This is a genomic window from Caulobacter sp. 10L414 (genome assembly GCF_056395525.1).
The window spans coordinates 1-22,527 of record NZ_JBFTJR010000071.1 but is presented as its reverse complement, the minus strand read 5'-3'; the positions used below and the strand labels follow the sequence as shown (position 1 = coordinate 22,527).

17 protein-coding genes are annotated in these 22,527 nt (G+C 69.6%); 5 read left to right on the top strand and 12 right to left on the bottom strand.

What is annotated here, in order from left to right; genetic code table 11:
* Positions 1-454 precede the first annotated feature (454 nt).
* Positions 455-805, top strand: a complete 351-nt coding sequence (locus tag AC1DCG_RS21825) for a UrcA family protein (protein ID WP_165260754.1) — start codon at positions 455-457, stop codon at positions 803-805.
* A gap of 306 nt (positions 806-1,111) precedes the next feature.
* On the opposite strand, the gene AC1DCG_RS21820 is transcribed toward AC1DCG_RS21825, so the two are convergent.
* From AC1DCG_RS21820 to AC1DCG_RS21770, 11 genes are all read right to left on the bottom strand, one after another.
* Positions 1,112-2,530, bottom strand: coding sequence for an NAD(P)(+) transhydrogenase (Re/Si-specific) subunit beta (locus AC1DCG_RS21820; RefSeq protein ID WP_477028508.1), 1,419 nt, complete (start codon positions 2,528-2,530; stop codon positions 1,112-1,114).
* Between the two features lie 27 nt (positions 2,531-2,557).
* A complete protein-coding gene (locus tag AC1DCG_RS21815) occupies positions 2,558-2,878 on the bottom strand; it encodes a proton-translocating transhydrogenase family protein (RefSeq protein WP_477028507.1) in 321 nt (106 codons plus the stop codon).
* 25 nt (positions 2,879-2,903) lie between these two features.
* Positions 2,904-4,046, bottom strand: a complete 1,143-nt coding sequence (locus AC1DCG_RS21810; RefSeq protein WP_477028506.1) for a Re/Si-specific NAD(P)(+) transhydrogenase subunit alpha — start codon at positions 4,044-4,046, stop codon at positions 2,904-2,906.
* Positions 4,047-4,254: 208 nt separating this feature from the next.
* Positions 4,255-4,485: an aa3-type cytochrome c oxidase subunit IV gene (locus AC1DCG_RS21805; protein WP_477028505.1), complete on the bottom strand. Its 231-nt coding sequence runs from the start codon at positions 4,483-4,485 to the stop codon at positions 4,255-4,257.
* 62 nt (positions 4,486-4,547) lie between these two features.
* Positions 4,548-5,492: a glycosyltransferase family 9 protein gene (locus AC1DCG_RS21800; RefSeq protein ID WP_477028573.1), complete on the bottom strand. Its 945-nt coding sequence runs from the start codon at positions 5,490-5,492 to the stop codon at positions 4,548-4,550.
* A 65-nt stretch (positions 5,493-5,557) separates the two neighbouring features.
* Positions 5,558-6,481, bottom strand: a complete 924-nt coding sequence (locus AC1DCG_RS21795) for an alpha/beta fold hydrolase (protein WP_477036881.1) — start codon at positions 6,479-6,481, stop codon at positions 5,558-5,560.
* A 2-nt stretch (positions 6,482-6,483) separates the two neighbouring features.
* On the bottom strand, positions 6,484-6,957 hold the full coding sequence (locus tag AC1DCG_RS21790; protein WP_477028503.1) for a PaaI family thioesterase: 474 nt from the start codon (positions 6,955-6,957) through the stop codon (positions 6,484-6,486).
* A gap of 235 nt (positions 6,958-7,192) precedes the next feature.
* Positions 7,193-8,044: a pirin family protein gene (locus tag AC1DCG_RS21785; RefSeq protein WP_477041667.1), complete on the bottom strand. Its 852-nt coding sequence runs from the start codon at positions 8,042-8,044 to the stop codon at positions 7,193-7,195.
* A 147-nt stretch (positions 8,045-8,191) separates the two neighbouring features.
* The gene (locus AC1DCG_RS21780) at positions 8,192-9,541 is read right to left on the bottom strand and encodes an ABC1 kinase family protein (protein WP_477028501.1); all 1,350 of its coding nucleotides are present in this window, start codon (positions 9,539-9,541) and stop codon (positions 8,192-8,194) included.
* A gap of 151 nt (positions 9,542-9,692) precedes the next feature.
* Positions 9,693-11,483: a M3 family oligoendopeptidase gene (locus AC1DCG_RS21775; protein WP_477028500.1), complete on the bottom strand. Its 1,791-nt coding sequence runs from the start codon at positions 11,481-11,483 to the stop codon at positions 9,693-9,695.
* A 222-nt stretch (positions 11,484-11,705) separates the two neighbouring features.
* Positions 11,706-12,122, bottom strand: coding sequence for a MerR family DNA-binding protein (locus AC1DCG_RS21770; protein ID WP_165260780.1), 417 nt, complete (start codon positions 12,120-12,122; stop codon positions 11,706-11,708).
* Positions 12,123-12,190: 68 nt separating this feature from the next.
* Between AC1DCG_RS21770 and AC1DCG_RS21765 the strand changes: the two genes are divergently transcribed.
* Complete coding sequence (locus AC1DCG_RS21765; RefSeq protein ID WP_477028499.1) at positions 12,191-12,952, top strand: MauE/DoxX family redox-associated membrane protein; 762 nt, start codon at positions 12,191-12,193, stop codon at positions 12,950-12,952.
* A 111-nt stretch (positions 12,953-13,063) separates the two neighbouring features.
* Positions 13,064-19,102 (top strand): hypothetical protein, encoded by a 6,039-nt coding sequence (locus AC1DCG_RS21760; protein ID WP_477036879.1) that lies wholly within the window; start codon positions 13,064-13,066, stop codon positions 19,100-19,102.
* A gap of 75 nt (positions 19,103-19,177) precedes the next feature.
* Here the strand turns inward: AC1DCG_RS21760 and AC1DCG_RS21755 are convergent, their stop codons facing one another.
* Positions 19,178-20,926: an acyl-CoA dehydrogenase gene (locus AC1DCG_RS21755; RefSeq protein WP_477028497.1), complete on the bottom strand. Its 1,749-nt coding sequence runs from the start codon at positions 20,924-20,926 to the stop codon at positions 19,178-19,180.
* Between the two features lie 196 nt (positions 20,927-21,122).
* Here AC1DCG_RS21755 and AC1DCG_RS21750 point away from each other — a divergent pair, with 196 nt between their 5' ends.
* Positions 21,123-21,746, top strand: coding sequence for a YceI family protein (locus tag AC1DCG_RS21750; RefSeq protein WP_165260786.1), 624 nt, complete (start codon positions 21,123-21,125; stop codon positions 21,744-21,746).
* 26 nt (positions 21,747-21,772) lie between these two features.
* Positions 21,773-22,527, top strand: a 755-nt coding sequence (locus tag AC1DCG_RS21745; RefSeq protein WP_477041666.1) for a cytochrome b, incomplete at its 3' end; no start/stop codon positions are given.

Below are 22,527 nucleotides of genomic sequence, written 5' to 3'. Positions count from 1 at the left end.
GCGCCGGCGCGATCAGGTCGGCCAGGGCGCGGGCGGCCGGCACGGACGCCGCGGCGACGAGCACGGCGAAGCCGAGCGTCAGCGGCAGGGCGAACTTGCGGGCGGGCGGGGCCTGGATGTCTGGCGCCAAGGAGCAGAACCTCGTGGAACGGTCGACGCGAGGACCGGCGGGCCGCGCCGTCTTAGAGGCTTGGCCTTTCGCGATCATGAACGCGGCTATCTGCCCGACCGATCGGGCGGAAAGGCGGCAGCTGCGCCGTGGCGCTTTCCAGAGCTTGGCTGGTCGCTGTCGCGCTACTGTCAAACATTACGCGGAATTTAGAATATTAAAGTCAGGCAATACTATGAATACGGAGTCATGAACGACACTTAACGGGACTCTTCAAGTATCGTTCAGTACAACTTTGTTCATGGAGGCGCGGCGGACGCGCCCTGGAACAGAGGGAAGACCCAGATGCGCAAGTTCATGATCAGCCTCACCTCGATCGCCACCCTGACCCTGGCCGCCGTGCCGCTGATCGGCATCGCCCAGGTGGCCCACGCCGGCGAGCGCGCCGTGACCGTTCGGGTCGGCGACCTGAACCTGGCCAGCCCTGCCGACGCCGCCGAGTTCGAAGCCCGCTCCAAGGAAGCCGTGAAGCAGTTCTGCGGCGTCCGCGCCAGCAAGGAACGCCTGGACCTGCTGTCGCGCCGCGCCTGCGCCAACGAGGTTCGCGCCGAGATCAACGACAAGCTGTCGACCCAGCAACGCAAGGCCCTGGCCTCGGCCGGCAAGCTGGCTCCGGTCGCGGTGGCGGTCTACTGAGCAGCCATGCCGATCGATCCGCCGCGGAGGCCCCGGTGAGAACCGGGGCCTTTGCTTAGGCGAGAACGAAAAAGCCCCGGTCCTGCGACCGGGGCTTTCGTCTTTCTGGAAGGGCCTAGGGCGTATCGGCAGTCAACCGACAGGCGCCACCAAACCCGGTCTTCCCCGCGAAGGCGGGGACCCAAGCGGGGTCTGCGGGGTGTCCGCGGTCCCGCCGGCCCTCGAAAGGCAGCTTGGACCCCCGCCTTCGCGGGGGAGCGCGGTGGGAAAGGGCCAGGTTGGCTGAATATCGATCCGGCCGAAGGCTCAGAGCCCCTTGACGATGCCCTCGACCATCTTCTTGGCGTCGGCGAACAGCATCATGGTGTTGTCCTTGAAGAACAGCTCGTTCTCGACCCCGGCATAGCCCGACGACATGCCGCGCTTGACGAACAGGACGGTGCGGGCCTTCTCGACGTCGAGGATCGGCATGCCGAAGATGGCGCTGGTCGGATCGGTCTTGGCGGCGGGGTTCGTCACGTCGTTGGCGCCGATGACGAAGGCCACGTCGGCCGTCGAGAACTCGCTGTTGATGTCCTCCAGCTCGAACACCTCGTCGTAGGGGACGTTGGCTTCGGCCAGCAGCACGTTCATGTGGCCCGGCATGCGGCCGGCGACGGGGTGGATGGCGTACTTCACCTCCACGCCCTCTTCCTTCAGCTTGTCGGCCATTTCGCGCAGGGCGTGCTGGGCCTGGCTGACGGCCATGCCGTAGCCCGGGACGATGATCACCTTGCTGGCGTTCTTCATGATGAAGGCCGCGTCGTCGGCGCTGCCCTGCTTGACGGGACGCGTCTCGACCTTGCCGCCGGAGCCTGCCGCCGCGGCGTCGGCGCCGAAGCCGCCCAGGATCACCGAGACGAACGAGCGGTTCATGCCCTTGCACATGATGTAGGACAGGATCGCGCCCGAGCTGCCGACCAGGGCGCCGGTGATGATCAGGGTGGTGTTCTCCAGCGTGAAGCCTAGCGCCGCCGCCGCCCAGCCCGAATAGCTGTTCAGCATCGACACCACGACCGGCATGTCGGCGCCGCCGATCGGGATGATCAGGGTGACGCCGATAAGCAAGGACAGCGCGAAGATGCCCCAGAACGCCCACTTGGCCTGGCCGCCGGTGACGACCAGCACCACGATCAGGGCGACGATGGCCAGCGCGATGATGATGTTCAGCAGGTGGCGGGCCGGCAGCAGGATCGGCGCGCCGCCCATGTTGCCGTTCAGCTTGGCGAAGGCGATGACCGAGCCGGTGAAGGTGATGGCGCCGATGGCCAGGCCCAGCGACAGTTCGATCAGGCTGTTGAGGTGGATGTGGCCGTCTTCGCCCACGATGCCGTAGGCGGCCGGGGTGTAGATGGCGGCGACCGCGACCAGGCAGGCGGCCATGCCGACCAGCGAGTGGAAGGCGGCGACCAGCTGCGGCATCGAGGTCATCGGCACCTTGCGGGCGATCACCGCGCCCACGCCGCCGCCGACGGCGACGCCGCCGACGATCAGGCCCAGGGTCACGGCGTCGAGCGCGCCCTGGCTCCACAGCGTGGCCAGGGTGGTGACCAAGGCGATGGCCATGCCGACCATGCCGTAGGTGTTGCCCTTGCGGCTGGTCTCGGGACTGGAGAGCCCGCGCAGGGCCAGGATGAACAGCACCCCGGAGACGAGGTACAGGACGGCGGCGAGATTGGCGTTCATGATCTGATTTCCCCCTGTCCCGGCCGCTTACTTCTGCTTCTTCTTGTACATCGCCAGCATCCGCTGGGTGACGAGGAAGCCGCCGAAGATGTTGACCGCCGCGAAGGCCGCGGCCACGGCGCCGGCGCCCTTGGAGACCCACACCGAACCCGCGGCGGCCTCGCCCGAGGCGCCGTGCGCGGCGGCGGCGAGAAGCGCACCGACGATGATCACCGACGAGATGGCGTTGGTCACGGCCATCAGCGGGGTGTGCAGCGCGGGCGTCACGCTCCAGACCACGTAGTAGCCGACGAAGATGGCGAGCACGAAGATCGCCAGGCGGAACACGGTGGGGTCGACGGCTTCCATGGGAGCCTCCCTTTCTTGATGGCGCTTAGGCGGTCTTCAGGTTCGGATGGACGATCTCGCCGCCGCGGGTGACGACCGCGGCCTGCAGGATCTCGTCCTCGAAGTTGGGCGCGAAGGCGCCTTCCTTGTTCAGGAACAGGCTCGACAGGGCGAACAGGTTGCGGGCGTAGAGCGCGCTGGCGTCGGCGGCGATGCGGCCGGGCAGGTTGGCGTGGCCGAGGATCTTGGCGCCGTTGGCCGTCACCACGGTCTCGTTCAGCTTGGCGCCCTCGACATTGCCGCCCTGCTCGATGGCCAGGTCGACGAGGATCGAGCCGGCCTTCATCGAGGCGACCTGGGCGGCGCTGACCAGCTTGGGCGCGGGACGGCCCGGGATCAGGGCGGTGGTGATGACGATGTCCTGCTTGGCGATGTGGCTGGAGACCAGCTCGGCCTGCTTGGCCTGGTACTCGGCCGACATCTCCTTGGCGTAGCCGCCGGCGGTCTGGGCGTTCTTGAACTCCTCGTCCTCGACGGCCAGGAACTTGGCGCCCAGGCTTTCGACCTGCTCCTTGGTGGCGGGGCGGACGTCGGTGGCGGTGACCACGGCGCCCAGGCGGCGGGCGGTGGCGATGGCCTGCAGGCCGGCCACGCCCACGCCCATGATGAACACCTTGGCCGCGGCGACGGTGCCGGCGGCGGTCATCATCATCGGCAGGGCCTTGCCGTAGGCCTCGGCCCCTTCGATCACGGCGCGATAGCCGGCGAGGTTGGCCTGGCTGGACAGCATGTCCATCACCTGGGCCCGCGTGATGCGCGGGATGAACTCCATGGCGATGGCGCTGGCGCCGGCCTTGGCCAGCGCGTTCAGCGTATCCTTGTCCTGGTAGGGATTGAGGGCGGCGGCGACGATCGCGCCGCTCTTCAGGGCCGCGATCTCGGCGGCTTCGGGCGCGCGCACCTTGAACAGGACGTCGGCGTCCTTGATGGCGTCCTTGGCGGTCTTGGCGAGCTTGGCCCCGGCCGCCTCGTAGTCGGCGTCGAGGTAGGAGGCGGCGGCTCCCGCGCCGGCCTCGACCGTCACCGAAAAGCCGGCGGCGATCAGTTTCTTGACGGTCTCGGGCGTCGCGGCGACCCGCGTTTCGTTGGCGCGGGTCTCTTTCGTGACGGCGATGACGGCCATCGGCATACCTCCCCCGTGAGCGTTGTTCGCTCTTCCGAGCCCGCGCGTTTCCCGCGGACTCGGGATCCTAAAGTTGAAACGACGTTCGACGAAAAGCTAACACTTTCGTCGAACGTCGCTCCAGCAGCTTGGGCTGCTCTTTAGGGGAGGTTCTTGCCCCTTGTCGAGGGATTCCCTCGCGTCGGGCGCAAAATCTTGCCGATGTCTACCGGTGTCAGTGGCCCGGGGCAGCTTTTTCCCGAAGGAACACAATGCCCAGGGCGGTCATCACCACGGCGGTGATCGCCGCACCGACGAAGCCGGCCGGGGTGCAGAACAGCAGGGTGAAGAAGGTGACGAGCACGGCGACGGCGAGCGAGCCCCACTTGGTCATCTTGCCGAACGCGTCATAGGTCGCGACCTGCTCGTGGATGTCCATTTCACCGCGGTGGTAGTCGCCGGCCATGTGGTTTCGTCCCTGTGGAAAATTTATTGGCGTATCGCCGATACAACGGCGTGGCCTGGGGCTCAAGCGTCCACGACGGACCGATTGTCCCAGGCCTCGGCCGTAAAGCGGGCGCGCACGGCGGCTGTCGCCTGGTCGACCGAGATGTCGGTGATGCGGCCGGCGCCGCCGTCCAGGATCGACAGCCAGCGCGAATAGGCCGGCACGGGGCTGGTGCCCATCAGCCCGACCGCGGGCGTGCCGACGGCGGCGGCGACGTTCAGAGGGCCCGAGTCGTTGCCCAGGAACCCGGCCGACAGCGCGATCAGCGCCGCCGACTGGTCCAGCGTCAGGTCGCAGGCCACGACATTGCCCGGCAGGTCGCCGATCGCGGTCTGCGCCCGCTCGGCCTCGTGCGGGCCGCCGATCCAGAACACCGTGCCGAAGAGGTCCGACAGCGCGGCGGCGGCTTGGGCGAAGCGTTCGGCCGGCCAGGTGCGGGGAAGCTCGCTGGCCCCGATCCCCAAGGTCAGCCAGGGGCCGGGGCGGTCGGCGTAGCGGGCGGCGACGGCGGCCAGGGCCTTGGGATCCAGCTTCAGGGCCGGCTCGCGGCTGGTCACCACCAGGCCGTGGGCCTTCTCGAAGGCCTCCAGCTTGTCGATCCGATGGGCCGGCCGCATGGACTTGGGCAGGTAGGGGCCGGTGTTCAGCCAGCCCTCCTGGCCGTGGCCCAGGCCGAAACCCCGCCGCTCGGGCACGCCGGCCAGGGCCGCGGCGATGGCGGGGCGGTCGATCTTCTCGAGGATCCACACCGCGCGCGGCTTCTCGGTGCGGCAGATCCGCAGGAAGTCGAGCACCTCGCGCACGCCCTTGAGCCTGTCCTTGTAGTTCGGGGCGTCGACGACCTTGCTCACCGTCGGCTCGACGGCCAGCACCTCGGACGCACGGCTGGCCGGGCGGGCGGCCAGCACCACCCGGCCCTCGGGCGTGGTCGCCGCGATCGCGCGGATGGTCGGCAGATGCCACATCAGGTCGCCGATGCCACGATCGGGCGTGTAGACCAGCACCGGTCCGTTGGATTTGCCGCCCACGGTCAGGCCCAGGCGGCCAGCAGTCCGCGGAGCCCGGCCACGAAGGCCAGGGGCTGGTCGAGCATCACGTGGTGGTCGGCGTCGGGGATGGGCAAGCGCAGCACGTCCTTGGGCATGTGCGCGATCATATAGTCCAAGGTCTCGGCGTGCATAAGCCCGGACCGCTCGCCCCACATCAGGGCGGTCGGGCAGGCGATCTCGCTGAGCAGCACGCCAAGGTCGGGCATCGAGAACCGCTGCCAGATGGCCGGGTCGAACTTCCAGGTCCAGCCGCCCTCGACCTGCTTCAGCGAGCGGCGGGCGATGTAGTCGGCGATGTAGAGGTTCTCGCAGGGCTGCGGCGGCGCCAGGCGAAAGCGCGCCAGGGCCTCCTCCAGGGTCGGATAGACCTTGGTTCCGAAGCCCGAGCGCGGCGGCGGGCCCTTCCAGCGCTTCTCCGGCGGCTGGATCGAGGTGTCGACCATGATCGCCCCGCGTAGGCGTTCGGGGTATCGAGCGGCGCAGAACAGGGTGGGAAAGCCGCCGAACGAGTGGCCGACGAAGATCGGCTTGTGTCCACCCGCTTCCAGCTGGGCCGCCTCGACGGCGGCGAAGGCCTCGGCCGCGAAGGTGTCGGCGCTGTAGGCCTCGCGCCAGCCGCTGCTCCCCATGCCCGCCCACGAGATGGCCGCCACCCGCCAGTCCTTGGCGAAGGAGGGCGCGATGAAGCTCCACCAGTCGGCGTGGGCGCCGTTGCCGTGCAGGAACAGCAGGCCAGGCTTGCCGACCTCGCCCCAGGTCAGGAGCTCGATGTCGACGCCCTCGACGGCGATGGTCGAGCGCTCGGGCGCGATGGCGATCGCCGCCTCGAACCAAGCGGGGGCGGGCGGCGGCGCGCCGTTGAACGGGGCCAGCAGCGAGGCGGGCGGGCTGTGGTCGTCGGCCATGTTCAGGCCTCCTCGCGGAAGGCGATCTCGCCGGGGCGCGGCTTGCGGGGCGACAGCGCCTTGAAGATCCCGGCGCCGGTCATCAGGGTGCGCTCGCCGGTCCAGATGCGGCCGCGCACGGTGAAGATCCCGTCCTCTTCGGCCAGCAGTTCGCCGCGGCCCTCGACGAACTCGCCCAGCTGCGCGCCCGACAGGAAGTCGGTCATCAGCCGCACAGTGACCCAGCTGTACGACTTCTGCAGCGAGATGATCCGGCCCCAGGCCATGTCGGCGAAGCTCATCAGCATGCCGCCGTGGCAATTGCCCAGGCCGTTGGTGTGGTGCTCCTCGACGCGGAAACCCAGCGTGGCCTCGCCGGGGCCGTCGGCGCGCTCGTAAAGCGGCCCGATCTGTCGGCCAAAGCCCCGCGTCCAGTTCAGCTGGGCGTAGCCGGGCGGGATGGCGGCGCTCTGGGCCTCGGTCAGGTCATCGGACATGGATGAAGTCTAACGGCCGTTTGAATGAGGGGGCAAGTTTCCTTTGAGTACGGCTGTGGGGGCGCAGCCTGGCCCCGAAACTCAAGTAAGCTTGTCATCTCGGCCGTAGGAGCGCGCCAGCGATCCGTAGAGCCGGGATCTCCCACATCGGCAGGTTCGGCAGCCGTGGGAGATCCCGGCGCTCCGCTTCGCTACGGCCGGGATGACAACGCAAGGGGAGAGGCGGAGCGGCTGGCTAAGCCCTGACCTCGCCGAACTTCCCCGCCTGATAGTCGTGGATCGCCTGGACGATCTCTTCCCGGGTCGTCATCACGAATGGCCCGTGCGAGACGACCGGCTCGCGGATCGGGTCGGCGTGGCCCAGCAGCAGCACCGCGCCGTCGGCCGACGCCAGGTCCAGCCCCTCGCCGTCGGTCAGTTCCACCAGGTTGAAGGCGCCGGCCGTCTTGTCGCCGATCGTGATCGACCCGCGCACCACATAGAGGAACACCGCCCGTCCGGCCGGGATCGGCAGCGACAGCGCAGCCCCGGCGTCCAGCCGCACGACGCTCATGGCCACGCCGGTCAGCGACGCGATCGGACCCGTCACGCCATCGACCTCGCCCGAGATCAGCTCGATGGTCGCGCCGTCCTTTTCGATCTTCGGAATATCGGGCGCCTGCAGGCCGACATAGCGCGGCGCGGTCATCTTCAGCCGGCTGGGCAGGTTGACCCACAGCTGCAGGATCTCCAGTGGCCCGCCGTTCTTCTTGAAGGCCTCGGGCGACAGTTCGGCGTGCACCAGGCCGCTGCCGGCCGTCATCCACTGCACGCCGCCCGCGTCGATGACGCTCTCGTGGCCGCCGCTGTCCAGGTGCGACAGCTGGCCCTCGAGGATGAAGGTCACGGTCTCGAAGCCGCGATGCGGGTGCGGCCCGAACGGCAGGCCGCGATTGCCGGGGCGATAGGTCTGCGGGCCGTGGTGATTGAGGAACAGGAACGGATCCAGCTGGCCGATCGCCGGGCCGGGCAGGGGGCGGCGGGTGGTCAGGTCGCCGATGTCGTCGCGATAGGCGCCGTGCAGGCGGGCGATGGTGCGGGTGGTCATGCGAACTCCTACTCCTCCCCCGCATAGCGGGGGAGGTGGCGCGGCGCTATCAGCGCCGTGACGGAAGGGGCGACGGCCGGCACGGCGCCCCGTCTCGCCCCCTCCACCACTTCGTGGTCCCCCTCCCCCGCATGCGGGGGAGGAGCATTATGCAATCCCAGCCGCCCCCAGGACCGCCTTCTGCCGCTCCGCCAGGGCCTCTTCCGAGAAGCCCTCCAGCGAGGCCTCGAACAGGGCGCGCCAGTTGTGGCGGGCGCCCAGGTGCAGGAAGGCCGCGCCCAGGCCGATGGCGGCGCGGTCCATGAACACGAACTCGCGCGGGATGACGATGCCGCCGACCGATTTGAGCGCCTGGCGAACCTTGAAGGCCTCGCGGCGGCCATACTCGCCGGGCGGGGTGTCGTCGGCCACGGTGCGCACCCGGTCGTCCAGCAGCGGGCCGTAGATGAACCGCGCCCAGACGTTCAGCACGTCGACCAGTTCGTCGGTCAGGTTGGAGAAGCCCCAGCTGCGATAGGCCTCGACCTGGCCGGCGCGATCGTCCTCTGACAGGGCGCGATAGAGCCGCACCACGCCGCCCACGAAGTGCGGCGGGAACACCCGGATGCAGCCGAAGTCGAGCAGGTTCAGGTGCGCGGCCCCCTCACCGCCGAAGGTGTAGTTGCCCAGGTGCGGGTCGCCGTGGATGACGCCTATGTGGGTCATCGGGCCCCACCAGGCCTCGAACAGCAGGGCGGCGATGCGGTCGCGGGTCTCCTGCGGCGCGGTCTTGAAGGCCATCAGGCCCTGGCCGTCGAGCCAGGTCATGCTGAGCAGGCGCCGGGTGGAAAGCTCGGGAACGGGTTGCGGCGTCCTGATGTCGTCGCGGCCGGCGAAGAAGCCGCCGTAGACGGCCATCATCTTGGCCTCGCGGTCGTAGTCGAGCTCCTCGCGCAGGCGGTCGCCGATCTCCTCGATCATCTGCGTGGGATCGATCGAGCCGTCCATCTTCTTGAACAGGCCGATCAGGGCGCGCAGCTGGCCAAGGTCGCTTTCGACGGCGCTCTGCATGTCGGGGTACTGCAGCTTCACCGCCAGCCTGCGGCCGTCGGGCGCGAGCGCGCGGTGCACCTGGCCCAGCGAGGCGGCCGCGGCGGCCTCGTGCTCGAAGCTTGCGAACTTGCTGGCCCAGTCGGCGCCCAGCTCGGCCGCCATCCGCCGGCGCACGAACGGCCAGCCCATGGCCGGCGCGTTGGTCTGCAGCTCGGAAAGCTCCTTGGCGAACTCCGGCGGCAGCAGGTCGGGCACGGTGGCGAACATCTGGGCCGCCTTCATCAGCGGTCCCTTGAGGTTCCCCAGCGCCGCCTTCAGGGCCTTGGCGTTGCGGGCGGCCGCGTCGTCGCCGGCGAAGACCCGGTTGGCGCCGTAGCTGACGGCCGCGCCCGACAGACCCGCGCCCACCTTGGCGAAGCGGGCCAGGCGGCCGGAGAGGCGGTCGCGTTCCGGGTCGGACGTCATCAGGAACCTCCCCCCATGGGGGAGGCGATCGCGTAGCGATCGGTGGGGGGAGTGACTGCTAGCCTTCCGCCGCCGGGAAAGCTGAAAACGGCCCCCCACCGGCCTTCGGCCGCCTCCCCCACGGGGGGAGGTTCCTTCAGGGCGAAGCGTCTCACACCAACGCCTCGAACTCGTCCACCAGTCGTTCCAGCTGCCTGCAGCCGGCCGCCCAGAAAGCCTTGTCGCGCGGGTTCAGGCCGAAGGGCTTGAGGGCCTCGACATAGGTCCGCGTGCCGCCGGCGGCCAGCAGGTCCTCGTAGAGCGGCGCGAAGCCCTGCGGGTCCTCGCGGCGCTTTTCCATCAGGCCGCGCACCAGAAGGTCGCCGAACGCGTAGGCGTAGACGTAGAACGGCGCGTGCACGAAGTGGCTGACATAGGCCCAGTAGTGTTCGTAACCCTCGTTGAGCACGACGGCCGGGCCCAGGCTCTCGGCCATGGTCTCCATCCACAGCGCGCCGATCTGGTCGGGCGACAGCTCGCCGTCCTGGCGGGCGGCGTGGAACCTGCGCTCGAAGCGGTGGAAGGCGATCTGGCGGACCACCGTGTTCAGCCCGTCCTCGATTTTCCCTGCAAGAAGCCCCTTGCGGTCGGCCGGGGTCGCCTCGGCCAGCAGGCGGTCGAACACCAGGCCTTCGCCGAAGATCGAGGCGGTCTCGGCCAGGGTCAGCGGCGTGTCGGCCAGCAGGGTGCCCAGCGGCGCGCACAGGGTCTGGTGCACGGCGTGGCCCAGTTCGTGGGCCAGGGTCAGCACGTCGCGCCGCTCGCCCATGTAGTTCATGAAGACGTAGGGGTGGCGGTCGGCGGTGACCGGGTGCGAATAGGCGCCCGACTGCTTGCCGGCGCGGGGGCGGGCGTCGATCCAGGGCTGGGCGAAGAAGGTCTGCGCCGTGTCGGCGAACTTCGGGGCCAGGGCCTGGAAGCTCTCCAGCACCACGTCCTTGGCCTCGGCCCAGGGATAGGTGCGCGGCTGGGCCGCGTCGAGCGGGGCGTTGCGGTCCCAGTAGTCCAGGGTCTTGCGGCCCATGGCCTTGGCTTTGAGCGCATAATAGCGGTGCGACAGCCGCGGATAGGCCTCGACCACGGCCTGCTCCAGGGCGTCGACGGCGTCGGCGTCGACCTCGTTGGCCAGGTGGCGCGAATGGGCCGGGTCGTCATAGCGCCGCCAGCGGTCCTCGACCTGCTTCTCGAAGGCCAGGGTGTTCATCACCAGGCCTTGCGTCGAGGCGCGCTCGGCCAGCGCCTGGGCCAGGCCGTCTGCGGCGGCCTTGCGGCGGCGCACGTCGGGATCCGACAGGCGGTTCAGCGCCTCGGGCAGGGTCAGCTGTTCCTTGCCGACCTTGGCCGACAGCTTGGCCAGGGTCTCGTCATAGAGCCGCACCCAGTTGGCCACGGCCGGGCCGCGGTCGACGATGTAGCGCTCCAGTTCGGCCGACAGCTCGTGCGGGCGCGACAGGCGCAGGCGGCGCAGCCACGGCGTCCAGCGACGGGCCGGCTCGTGGGCGTCCAGCGCCGCGTTCAGCTCGGCGTCCTCCAGCTGGTTCAGCTCCAGCGAGAAGAACAGGCTGTCGGCGGCGATCTGCGAGGAGCGGGCGCGAAGATCCGCCTCGAACTTGGCCCAGGCCGGATCGTCGCGGGCGGTCGAGGCGGCCAGGCCCGCATAGGCGCCCACGCCCCACAGGCCGTTGACGGCCTCTTCGTAGAGCCGGACGCCGCGATCGAGCAGCTTGCCCAGGCGTTCGGGCTCGCCGCGGGCCTCGAGGAACATGCCTTCCAGCGAGGCCAGTTCGTCGTTGGCGGCCTTGGCGGCGGCCAGGTCGGTTTCGATCTTCGGGTCCTCGCGGCCGGCATAGAGGTCGGCGAGGTTCCACTCGGGGAGGGCGTCGGGCTTGAAGGGCGCGTTCATGGCAGCAAGGGATATGGCGTTGCGCAGGGGCTAGGCAATCGGCGCCGCGGCTTTCTCATGATCGGAAACATCGTCCTTTGGTCCGAGTTCCCCGCGAAGGCGGGGATCCAAGCCGAGCCGGCGGGACGAACATGGAAAGCGCCGGCGGCTGAAAGTCAGCTTGGGTCCCCGCCTTCGCGGGGATTGAGCGGAGTTTTAGAGCGCTAGAATCCGGAGCAGGGCTCAGGTCTCGAACGCGGCGATGATCGGACAGGGTCCACGATCATCGGCGCTGCAGGTGTGGAGCAGGCGCGAGAGGCCCGCGCGGGCGGCCTGTAGCTCCTCGATCTTGCGGTCCAGGTCGGCGATGCGTTCGCGGGCCAGTTCGCGCGCCCGCACCCGGTCTTCGCCGGCGTCCAGCGCCAGAAGCTCGCTGATCTGCTCCAGGGTGAAGCCGGCGGCCTGGGCGGAGCGGATGAAGCGCAGGCGCCGAACCGCCTCGTCGCCATAGCGCCGCACGCCGCCGGACAGACCGGAACCCTCGCCGCGCTGCGGCGTCTCCAGAAGGCCGCGGCGCTGGTAGTAGCGGACCGTCTCCACGCCCACGCCGCCGGCCCTGGCCAGGCCCGCGATCGTGGTGGCGGCGTTCGTCGTCGTCATCGCTTGACTCCGTACCATGGTACGGAATCCATATGAGCCCGGTCCCGCTCGCGTACAAGGAGACCGCCGTGACGACCGTCGCTTCCACCGCCCCCAAGAAGGCCGTCCTCTACCGCATGGTGATGGACAAGCACGTCTGTCCGTACGGCCTGAAGGCCAGGCATCTGCTGCGGTCCCGGGGCTACGAGGTCGAGGACCATCACCTGACCACCCGCGAGGCGACCGACGCCTTCAAGGCCGAGCACGGCGTGAAGACGACGCCGCAGGTGTTCATTGGCGGCGAGCGGATCGGCGGGTTCGATGACCTGCGCCGCTGGTTCGGCAACAAGCCCCGCGATCCCAAGGCCAAGACCTACACGCCGGTGATCGCTCTCTTCGCCATGACCGCCCTGATGGCCCTGGCGGCGACCTACGCCGTGGACGGAACGCCCTTCACGGCGCGGGCGGTCGAGTGGTTCATCAGCTTTTCCATGGTGGTGCTGGCCATCCAGAAGCTACGCGACGTCGAGAGCTTCTCCAGCATGTTCCTGGGTTACGACCTCTTGGCCAAGCGCTGGGTTCCCTACGGCTACGTCTATCCGTTCGCCGAGGGCCTGGCGGGCGTGCTGATGACGGCCGGGGCGCTGACCTGGTTCTCCGCGCCGCTGGCCCTGGTGATCGGCGGGATCGGCGCGGTCTCGGTGTTCAAGGCCGTCTACATCGACAAGCGCGACCTGAAATGCGCCTGCGTGGGCGGCGACAGCAACGTGCCGCTGGGCTTCATCTCGCTGACCGAGAACGTGATGATGGTGGCCATGGCGGTGTGGATGCTGGCGGGGCCGATGCACTGAGGCGGTGATTTCGCCGCAGGCCGAAAATCGACCGTCCGGTCACTCGACGTAGCTCTACCGTAACGATACACGACCTTCAGTAAATGTGTCTGGGGGCGGGTTATGTCGGGGTTGAGTTTTTCGCGGTCGTCGGCTCTGCGGCGGCGGTTCCTGGGCTGCAGCCTGACGGTTCTGGCGGCGGCCGCTGCGGGCACGGCCATGGCCGATTGCACGCCGCTTCCCGTCACCGCCTCGGCGATGACCACCTGCACAGGCACGACGCTCGGCCAGGTCACGGTGTCGACCAGCGGCTCGGTCGTCGTCGCCTCCGGAGCGCTGCTCCAGAGCGACGCCGGGCTCGACACCAGCACCCTGTTCGTCACGACGCCGACCGGCGCGGCGGCCACCACGGCGACGCTGCGCGTGGACGGGACCATTCGTGGTGACGCCGACGATCGCTCCGCTGCCGTGACGGTGCAGGCGCAGGTCGGCAACTACAGCTATCCGAGCACCCGCCTGGACGTCACGGTCGGCCAGGCCGGCCGCATCGAGGGCTGGGCCGCGATCTCGGCCGACGGCACGCAGTACAACGCCTTCGGCTACCGGCTGGCCGCAGCCACCCTCGACAACAGCGGCGTGGTGGCCGGCCGGGTGTACGGCCTCTACACCCCGAGCATCCAGTACGGCGGCTTCCTGTCGGTCAACAACCGCGAGGGCGGGGTGATCTCCGGCGGTGCAGTCACCGTCTACACGCCGGGCAGCGTCGCGGCGATCTACGCACCGGTCGGCGTCCTGACCAACGCCGGCCTCATCGACGGCGGAAACGGCGCGGCCTACGCCTTCTATCCCTACGGCAACAGCAGCCTGGGCGTCCTGCCCTCGCAGGTCATCAACACCAGCACCGGCGTGATGCGCGGCCGCGACTACTTCGGCGCGATCTACATTCCGTTCGGATCGGTGACGATCGACAACAGCGGCCTGATCCTGAACGACGGCGGCGGCAACGCCATCCGCACGGCCAACAACGTCACGCTGAACAACCGGGCGGGAGGCGTGATCACCGCCACCAGCGGCGATGCGATCATCACCAACGGGGGGACGATCACCAACGCCGGCACGATCAACGGCTCGATCTACATGACCTCGGGCAACTTCTGGAGCGCGTCGGTCCTCGACAACACTGGCGGCGTCATCAACGGCAACATCGTCTTCGGTTCGGCCGATGACACCCTGATGGGCACGTGGGACTTCACCCGGAACACCCTCGCCGGCGTCTCGGGGCGCATCAACGGCGGGAGCGGCCTCAACCGCCTGCTGTTCAACATCACCGCCGACGCCAATGTCGACGACCTGGCGGGCCGGGTGGTGCTGCCGACCAACTTCCAGCGCCTGGCGCTGATCCTGGCGCCGAACGTGACCGCCACGCTCGGCGGCGACGCCATCGACGGCCTGACCATCGGCGGCGCCGGCAGGTTCGTGACCACCGGGGCGGTGAGCGCCTGGGGGCCGGCCTTCGCCTACGCCTGGTCTTCGGACTCCACCGCCAAGCTGGCCTTCGAGAACAGCGGCCAGATCCTTTCGGCCCTGTCGTCGACCTCCGACGCGGCCGTGATGCTGCAGAACCTGCGCAGCTTCACCAACACCGGCGCGATCACCGGCCTGACCGGCGGCGGCGCCCAGGCCAGCTTCTACGGCTGGGACAGCGCCGGCGTGTTCACCAACAGCGGCTGGGTCGTCGGCGACGCGACCGCCCTGTCCATCAACTACGGCTCGCTGACCAACAGCGGCACGATCGTCTCGACGCGCGGCGTCGGCCTCAACCTGTTCGGGTCGGGCCAGTCCAGCAACAGCGGTGCGATCACCGGCGTGACCGTCGGCGCCTCGATGAGCGGCGGGACCTTCACCAACAGCGGCAGCGTCGTCGCCACGGCCGCCGACGGCGTGGGCGTCAGCCTGTCCTCGACCCGCTTCGAGAACAAGGCCGGCGGCGTGGTCACCGGGACCAAGAACTCGATCATTCTGACCGACGGCCAGATCTACAACGCCGGCACGCTGAACGGCGATGTCGGCCTGTATTACAGCTGGTCTTCCGGCTCCAACACCTATGTCGACGAAGGCGGCAAGCTGAACGGCTCGCTGCGGTTCGGCGCCGGCAGCGACCTGCTGGTCACCGACGTGGGCAACTATGTCGACGGCGTCTTCAGCAACATCACCGGCCAGGTCGACGCGGGCGATGGTTCCGACCGCCTCGTCCTGCGGGTGGGCGCCGACGCGACCGCCAAGTTCAAGGCCGCCGCCACCTTCGAGCGCATCGGCTATGAACTGAGCAACGGCGCGGCGCTGACCCTGACCGCCGACGCGCCGATCACCAAGACCCTGACCCTGGCGGGCAAGGGCTCGGTCGACATGGACGTCGATTTCGACGTCGTCGACCAGATGGGCATCGTCGTCACCACGCCCTATGCCGGCGGCTATACCGATCCGGGCGAGGTCTCGATCATCAGCCGGGGCGACCTGTCGTTCCGGGCCTCGCCCAACGGCTGGGCGTCGGTCGGCATCCAGCTGCTCGACAAGTCCACCTTCGACAATCGCGGCGCGATCAAGGTCTCGGGCCGGCCCTACACCAGCCCGCCGTCCGCGGGGATCTCGGGCGGCGCCCTGGTGACCAATTCGGGCGTGATCAGCCTCGACTTCGCCGCCGGGATCAACGGCGCGCTGAAGGTCGTCAACAGCGGCCAGATCGTCCAGACGGCCGACGGCGGCCTGTCGTACGGCGTCTACAACGTCAACAGCCTGGAAAACAGCGGCACGATCAGCACCGCCGGCGCCGCTGTGACGCTGAACTACACCAACTACTACACGCCCGCGACCGACGCCCCCAGCGTCGTCAACAGCGGCACGATCCGCAGCACCGCCGGCACGGCCATCGTGCAGTACAGCAACACGCGCGGGGCCACGATCACCAACACCGAGACCGGTCTCATCGAGGCGGTCGGCGGCACGGCGATCCAGACCGGCTACTTCGCCGACACCGTCCGCAACGACGGCGAGATCGTCGGCAACATCAGCCTGGGCTATGGCGACGACCGTCTGGAGAACTACGGCTCGATCACCGGGCGGGTCGACCTGGGCGACGGCAACGACACCTTCGTCCAATGGGTGGGCGGCTCGATGACCGGCGTCGTCGACGGCGGCTGGGGTCTCGACACCCTGACGATCGACTCCACCGGCGGCGGCCGCATCACCGGCGCCCAGTTCCTGAACTTCGAGCGCTTCACCCAGATCGGCGACGGCGGCATCGTCTATGCCGGGGTCTTCTCGGCCGACACCATCCGCCTGGAAGGCGGCTCGGCGATCGTCGAGGCCGGGACCTCCGTCTCGACCTCAGGCTATGTGACGGTGTTCAGCGGCGGCGACGGCAGCGAGCATGTCGACAACGCCGGCCGCATCGCCGGCAGCATCAGCCTGGGCGGCGGCACCGACACGGTCGTCAATCGCGGAATCATCACCGGCGCGGTGGCGCTGGGCGCGGGCGACGACGTCTTCACCGAAGGCGCCGGCTCGTCGGTGACCCGCGGCGTCGACGGCGGCGCGGGCGAGGACACCTACATCGTCGAACTGGCCGGCGACCGCACCGGCATCGGCGCGCGCACCAACTTCGAACGCCTGGGCGTGCAGGGCTCGGGCCGCCTGACCCTGGCGCTTGACCAGAGCTGGAGTCAGGTCAGCCTCGACGGCGCGTCGCTCGACATGGTCGGCGGCGGCTACGCCGTGGGCTCGGTCACCGGCGGCGACAAGGCCGAGGCGGTGTCGTTCGACGGCGAGATCGCCACCGTCAGCCTCGGCGGCGGCGACGACAGCCTGACCCTCGGCGCGACCGTCATCGGCGGGCTGAAGTCGGGCGGCGCGGGCGTCGACCTGCTGCGCTTCACGGCGACGAGCCCGGTCACCCTCACGGGCCAGGTCTCAGGCTTCGAGACGATCAGGCTGGACGGCGGCGCGCTGTCGGTGGCCGGCTCGCTCGGCGCGGCGGGCGACGTGATGAGCTTCGGCGACGGCGGCCAGACCCTGTCGATCCTGGCCGGCGGCGTCCTGAACGGCACGGTCGACCTGGGCGCCGGCGACGACGTCCTCAACCTGGCGGCCGGCGGAACCCTGGCGGGCGCGGTGCTGGGCGGCGCGGGCAGCGACCGGGTCAGCATCGACCTCATTTCCGACCTGTCGCTGCGCGGCGACCAGCTGCAGCAGTTCGAGATCCTGGAGGTCACGGGCACGGGCGCGCTGAACTTCACCGGCGGGGCGGCCAAGTTCGATCGCCTGATCACCTCCAGCCTGACCCTGTCGATCGCCTCCGGTTCGAGCCTCTCGGCCAGCGACGTGACCCTGGGCGCGGCGGCCAACACCGTCACCGTCGACGGCGCCTTCCAGGGCCGCCTGGACCTGGGCGCGGGCGACGACCTGCTGCGCCTGACCTCGGGCGCGTCGTTCAGCGGCTCGGCCAACGGCGGCGCCGGTTACGACCGGATCGAACTGGCCCTGGGCGGCACGGACGCAGCCCCGATCGCCTTCGGCAGCGGCGCCTTCACCGGCTTCGAGGCTCTGGGCATGCAGTCGGGCGTCGTCAGCCTGGCGGGCGACTACGGCTTCGAGACCATCCGGGTGTCGGGCGGTCGTCTGATCGGCCTGGCCGGCTCGCGCATCGCCGGTTCGGTCACCGTCGGCCAGGGCGCGACCTTCGGCTCGGCCGGGACCGTGGTCGGCGACGTCGTCGTCAACGGCACGCTGAGCCCGGGCGCCTCGCCGGGCACGATGACGGTGATCGGCAACGTGACCCTGGCCAGCGGTTCGACCAGCCTGTTCGAACTGACGCCGACCCTCAGCGACAAGCTGGCGGTCTCGGGCCGGGTGACCATCGCCCAGGGCGCGACCCTGAAGCTGACCGGGGCGGCGACCGCCCTGACGCCCGGCCGTCGCCTGGACCTGATCGTCGCCGACGGCGGCCTCAGCGGCGCGTTCTCGACCATCCAGGGCGGCGAGGGGCTGAACCTCCACTTCAGCCAGTCGGCCACCCGCCTGCAGGCGCTGGGCCTGTTCACCACCAACCCGAGCTTCTCGCAGGAAGTCTCCAGCCTGGTGACGACCCTCAACACCGCCCTGATCGCCGACAAGGCCAGCGCTAGCCTGGTGTCGGCCCTGCCGGCGCTGGTCGACCCGACCACCGGCGTCAGCAACGGCGCGGCCCTGGCCCGCCTGACGCCGCAGGCCTACGCCTCGGCCGCGCAACTGGCGACCGAGGACGGCCTTTCGGTCATCGACGCGGCGCGCGAGCAGTCGCGCTTCGCGCCGCAGACGGCCGGCCTGTTCGGCTTCGGCCAGGCGATCGCCGGTCGCCGCGACCTCGACGGCGACGCCGGCGCGGGCGTGGCCGGCGCCAAGATCGACGGCGCGGGCGTGATCAGCGGCGTCGGCTATGGCGTGAAGTCGGCCTGGGCCGGCGCCTTCGTCGGCTATCTGAACGGCCGCCAGCGCATCGGCGTCCTGGACGCCCGCACCGACCTCGACAGCTTCGTGGTCGGGGTCATGGGTTCGGCCGAGTACCGGGGCCTGACCCTGGGCGCGAGCGTGGCGCATGACCGCGCCGACGCCGACACCCGTCGCGCGGCGCCCGGCGGCCTGGCCAGCGGCGACTACAAGCTCAAGAGCTGGTTCGCCGACGTGAACCTCAGCTATCCGGTGGCGGTCGGCGACGACTGGGCCGTTCGTCCGAGCCTGGGGGCCAGCTATGTGGCGACCAAGCGCGGCGACCTGGTCGAGCGCGGCGGCGGCGGCCTGGGGCTGACCCTCGCCAGCGAGACGACGACCACCTGGTTCGTCGACGGCCAGGTGGAGCTGCGCGGCGGCCAGGCGGCCGGCGCGCGCGTCCATCCGTACGCCTCGCTGGGCTTCCGCAGCCGCGTCGGCGGCGACGATGCGGCCGCCTCGGCGCGCCTGACGGGCCTGGACGCCGTGATCCTGGCCACCGGCGTGCGCCGCGAACGCACGCTGGGCACGCTGGGGGCCGGCGTCGGCTACGACCTCACCGAGCGGCTGACGGTCTCGACCTCCTACGCCGGCGAGTTCGGCGACGGCGGGCGCCAGGCGGCCCTCGTCGGGCTGAACTGGAAGTTCTGATCCAGGCAAAGGAAAACCCCGGGAGGCGACTCCCGGGGTTTTCTGTTTGGACCTTGAGCGGCGAAGGGGCGGGGGTCAGTGAACCCCCAGCGCCTCCGGCGTCACCGTCACGAGGTCGGCGTCGCCGAGGGTGACGGCGGCCAGCTGGCCCGGGACCTGGGCCAGGACGCTTTCGGCATAGACCCGCAGCAGCTGGCCGCGCAGGGCCTCGGCTTCCGGCGCCAGGGCGCCCTTGGCCAGCATCCAGCCGCCGACCGTGTCGCCCAGCAGCTTCAGATAGGCCGTGGCGCCCGACAGGGCGTCGGGCATGGCGCGGGCGCGGCGCTCGACCAGCCAGGCGGTGGCCGAGGCCGCGGCGTTCAGCGCCGCTTCCAGGCGGCCGGCGACCGGGGTCAGCGAGGCGTCGGCGGCCTTCAGGGCCTCGATGGTGTCGCGGATGTCGTCCATCAGGTCGGCCACGGCCTGGCCGTCGGCCAGACCCAGCTTGCGGCCGATCAGGTCGATGGCCTGGATGCCGTTGGTGCCTTCGTAGATCGGGGTGATGCGGGCGTCGCGATAGTGCTGGGCCGCGCCCGTCTCCTCGATGAAGCCCATGCCGCCGTGGATCTGCACGCCCAGCGAGGCGACCTCGACGCCGACGTCGGTCGACCAGGCCTTGGCGATCGGGGTCAGCAGCTCCTCGCGCAGCTTGGCGGCCGCGCGGGTCTCTTCGTCGGCGGCCGCGTGGGCCAGGTCGGCGGCGACGGCGGTCGACAGGCAGATGCCGCGGGCGGCCTCGATCTTGGCCTTCATCAGCAGCAGCGTGCGGCGCACGTCCGGGTGGTCGAACAGGCGCGAGGGATAGGCGCCGGTCCAGGCCGAGCGGCCCTGCACGCGCTCCAGGCTGAAGTTCAGGGCCTGCTGGTAGGCGCGTTCGGCGATGGCGGTGCCTTGCGCCCCCACCTGCAGGCGGGCGGCGTTCATCATCGTGAACATGTGCGCCACGCCCTGGTGCAGCTTGCCGACCAGCTCGGCCTTGGCGCCTTCGAACAGCATCACGCAGGTGGGCGAGCCGTGGATGCCCAGCTTATGTTCGAGACCGCCGACGCGCACGTCGTTGCCCGCGCCCATCTTTCCGTCGTCGTCGACCAGCACCTTGGAGGCCAGGAACAGCGAGATCCCCTTCACGCCGGGAGGGGCGTCGGGGGTGCGGGCCAGCACCAGGTGGACGATGTTGTCGGTCGCGTCGTGGTCGCCCCAGGTGATGAAGATCTTCTGGCCCGACAGGGTGTAGCCGCCCTGGCCGTCGGGGGTGGCCATGGTGGTCAGGGCCGCCAGGTCCGAGCCGGCCTGCGGCTCGGTCAGGTTCATGGTGCCGGTCCATTCGCCCGAGACCAGCTTGGGCAGGAACACCGACTTGTGGCGATCGGTGCCGTGCAGGGCCAGGGCCTCGATGGCGCCCAGGCTCAGCATCGGGCACAGGCCGAAGGCCATGTTGGCGGCCTGCACCATTTCCAGCGTGGCGATCTCGAGCGCCTTGGGAAGGCCCTGGCCGCCATGGTCGGGCGAGGCGGCCAGCGAGGTCCAGCCGGCCTCGGCGAAGGCCTTGTAGGCGTCGGCGAAGCCCGGCGCGCTGCGCACCACGCCGTTTTCCAGCTTGGCGCCCACGAGGTCGCCGGCCCGGTTGATCGGGGCCAGCACTTCCGAGGCGAACACGCCGGCGGCTTCCAGCACCGCGTCGACCGTGTCGGCGTCGGCCTCGGGATAGGCGTCGGCCAGGCGGCCGAAGTCGGCCACATGGCGCAGGGCGAAGGCGAGGTCGCGGACGGGGGCGCGGAAAGTCATGTGGGGGCCGATCTGTTCAAGCGTCGGGTTGGGGTATGTGATCCCTGTTTAGATCGCACGACCTACCGCGCCAAGGACCGCCTGTCGATCACGGCTTCGTGAGGAGACGCCCCTTCAACTCGACGGTGAAGTTCCTAAGTCGGGGTAATCAGCAACCGTCACTATGACAGTTTTGTCAGTTTGGAGATCTGAGACCATGGCTCGCCCCTTCGCCTACGCCATTCTAGCCGGCGCCCTTCTCGCCGCTCCGCTCGCGGCCCCGGTCGCCGCCCTGGCGCAACCGGCGACGGATCCCGCCGCCGCTCCGGCCGGGACCTGGGCCCTGGACAAGCGCCACGCCAGCCTGACCCTGCGCGTGAAGCACTTCGGCACCTCGAACTACACCTTCCGCCTGTCGGGCCTGGACGGCTCGTACAGCTTCGACCCGGCCAAGCCGCTCGACTCCAAGGTGTCGATCACCGTCGATCCGAAGTCGGTCGACACCGGCCTGCCGAACTTCAACAAGGAAATCTCGGACGATCCGAAGTTCTTCGACTCGGCCAAGTACCCGACCATCACCTTCGTCTCGACCAAGATCGAGCAGACCTCGGCGGGCAAGGGCAAGCTGACCGGCGACCTGACCTTCCGCGGCGTGACCAAGCCGGTGACCCTGGACGTCACCTACAACGGCTTCGCCAAGACCCCGTTCGGCTCGCAGATCATGGGCTTCTCGGCCACGGGCAAGATCAAGCGCTCGGAGTTCGGCTTCACCCACCTGGTGCCGATGGTTTCGGACGACGTCGACCTGGCGATCGAAGCCGAATTCAATCCGAAGAAGTAAGACAGTTACCTAGTTAGGACGGCCCAATGACCGCCGAGACGCATTCCAACCCCGCCTCGGCGGCGGGTCCTGTCCGCTACACGACGGTGGCGATCATCCTGCACTGGCTGATCGCCGCCGCTCTGATCTTCCAGGTGATCCTGGGTTGGCGGGCCGATGACGGCCCCAAGGGCGCGGAAACCTTCGCCCTCTTCCAGCTGCACAAGTCGATCGGCATCACCATCCTGGTGCTCAGCGTCGCGCGCCTGCTGTGGAAGCTGACCCACAAGTCGCCGCCGGCCCCGGCCGGCCAGCCGACCTGGGAGAAGCTGGCCGCCAGCGCCGTGCACGTCGGCTTCTACGTGATCATGATCGGCCTGCCCCTGACCGGTTGGATCATCGCCTCGACCAGCCGCATCAACATCCCGACCGTCCTCTACGGCGCCATCCCCTGGCCGCACCTGCCGGGCCTGCCCGAGCTGGCCGCCGGGGCCAAGGACGCCTGGAACGACTTCGGCCACATCGGCCACAGCGTGCTGGTGAAGTTCACCTACGTACTCCTGGCCCTGCACCTGGGCGCGGTGGCCAAGCACCAGATCCTCGATCGCGACGAGGTGTTCGGCCACATGGCGGCCGGCGCCAAGCCGGGCCTCAAGGAGCCGCGCCTGTGGCTGGCCGCCGCCGGCTTCGCCGCCGTGGTCGCCGCCGGCTATCTCTACACGCCCGCCAAGGCCAAGGCGCCCCAGCCCGCGCCCGAGCAGAGCGCCGCCGACGAGCTGGCCCTGCCCGACGAGGCGCCCGC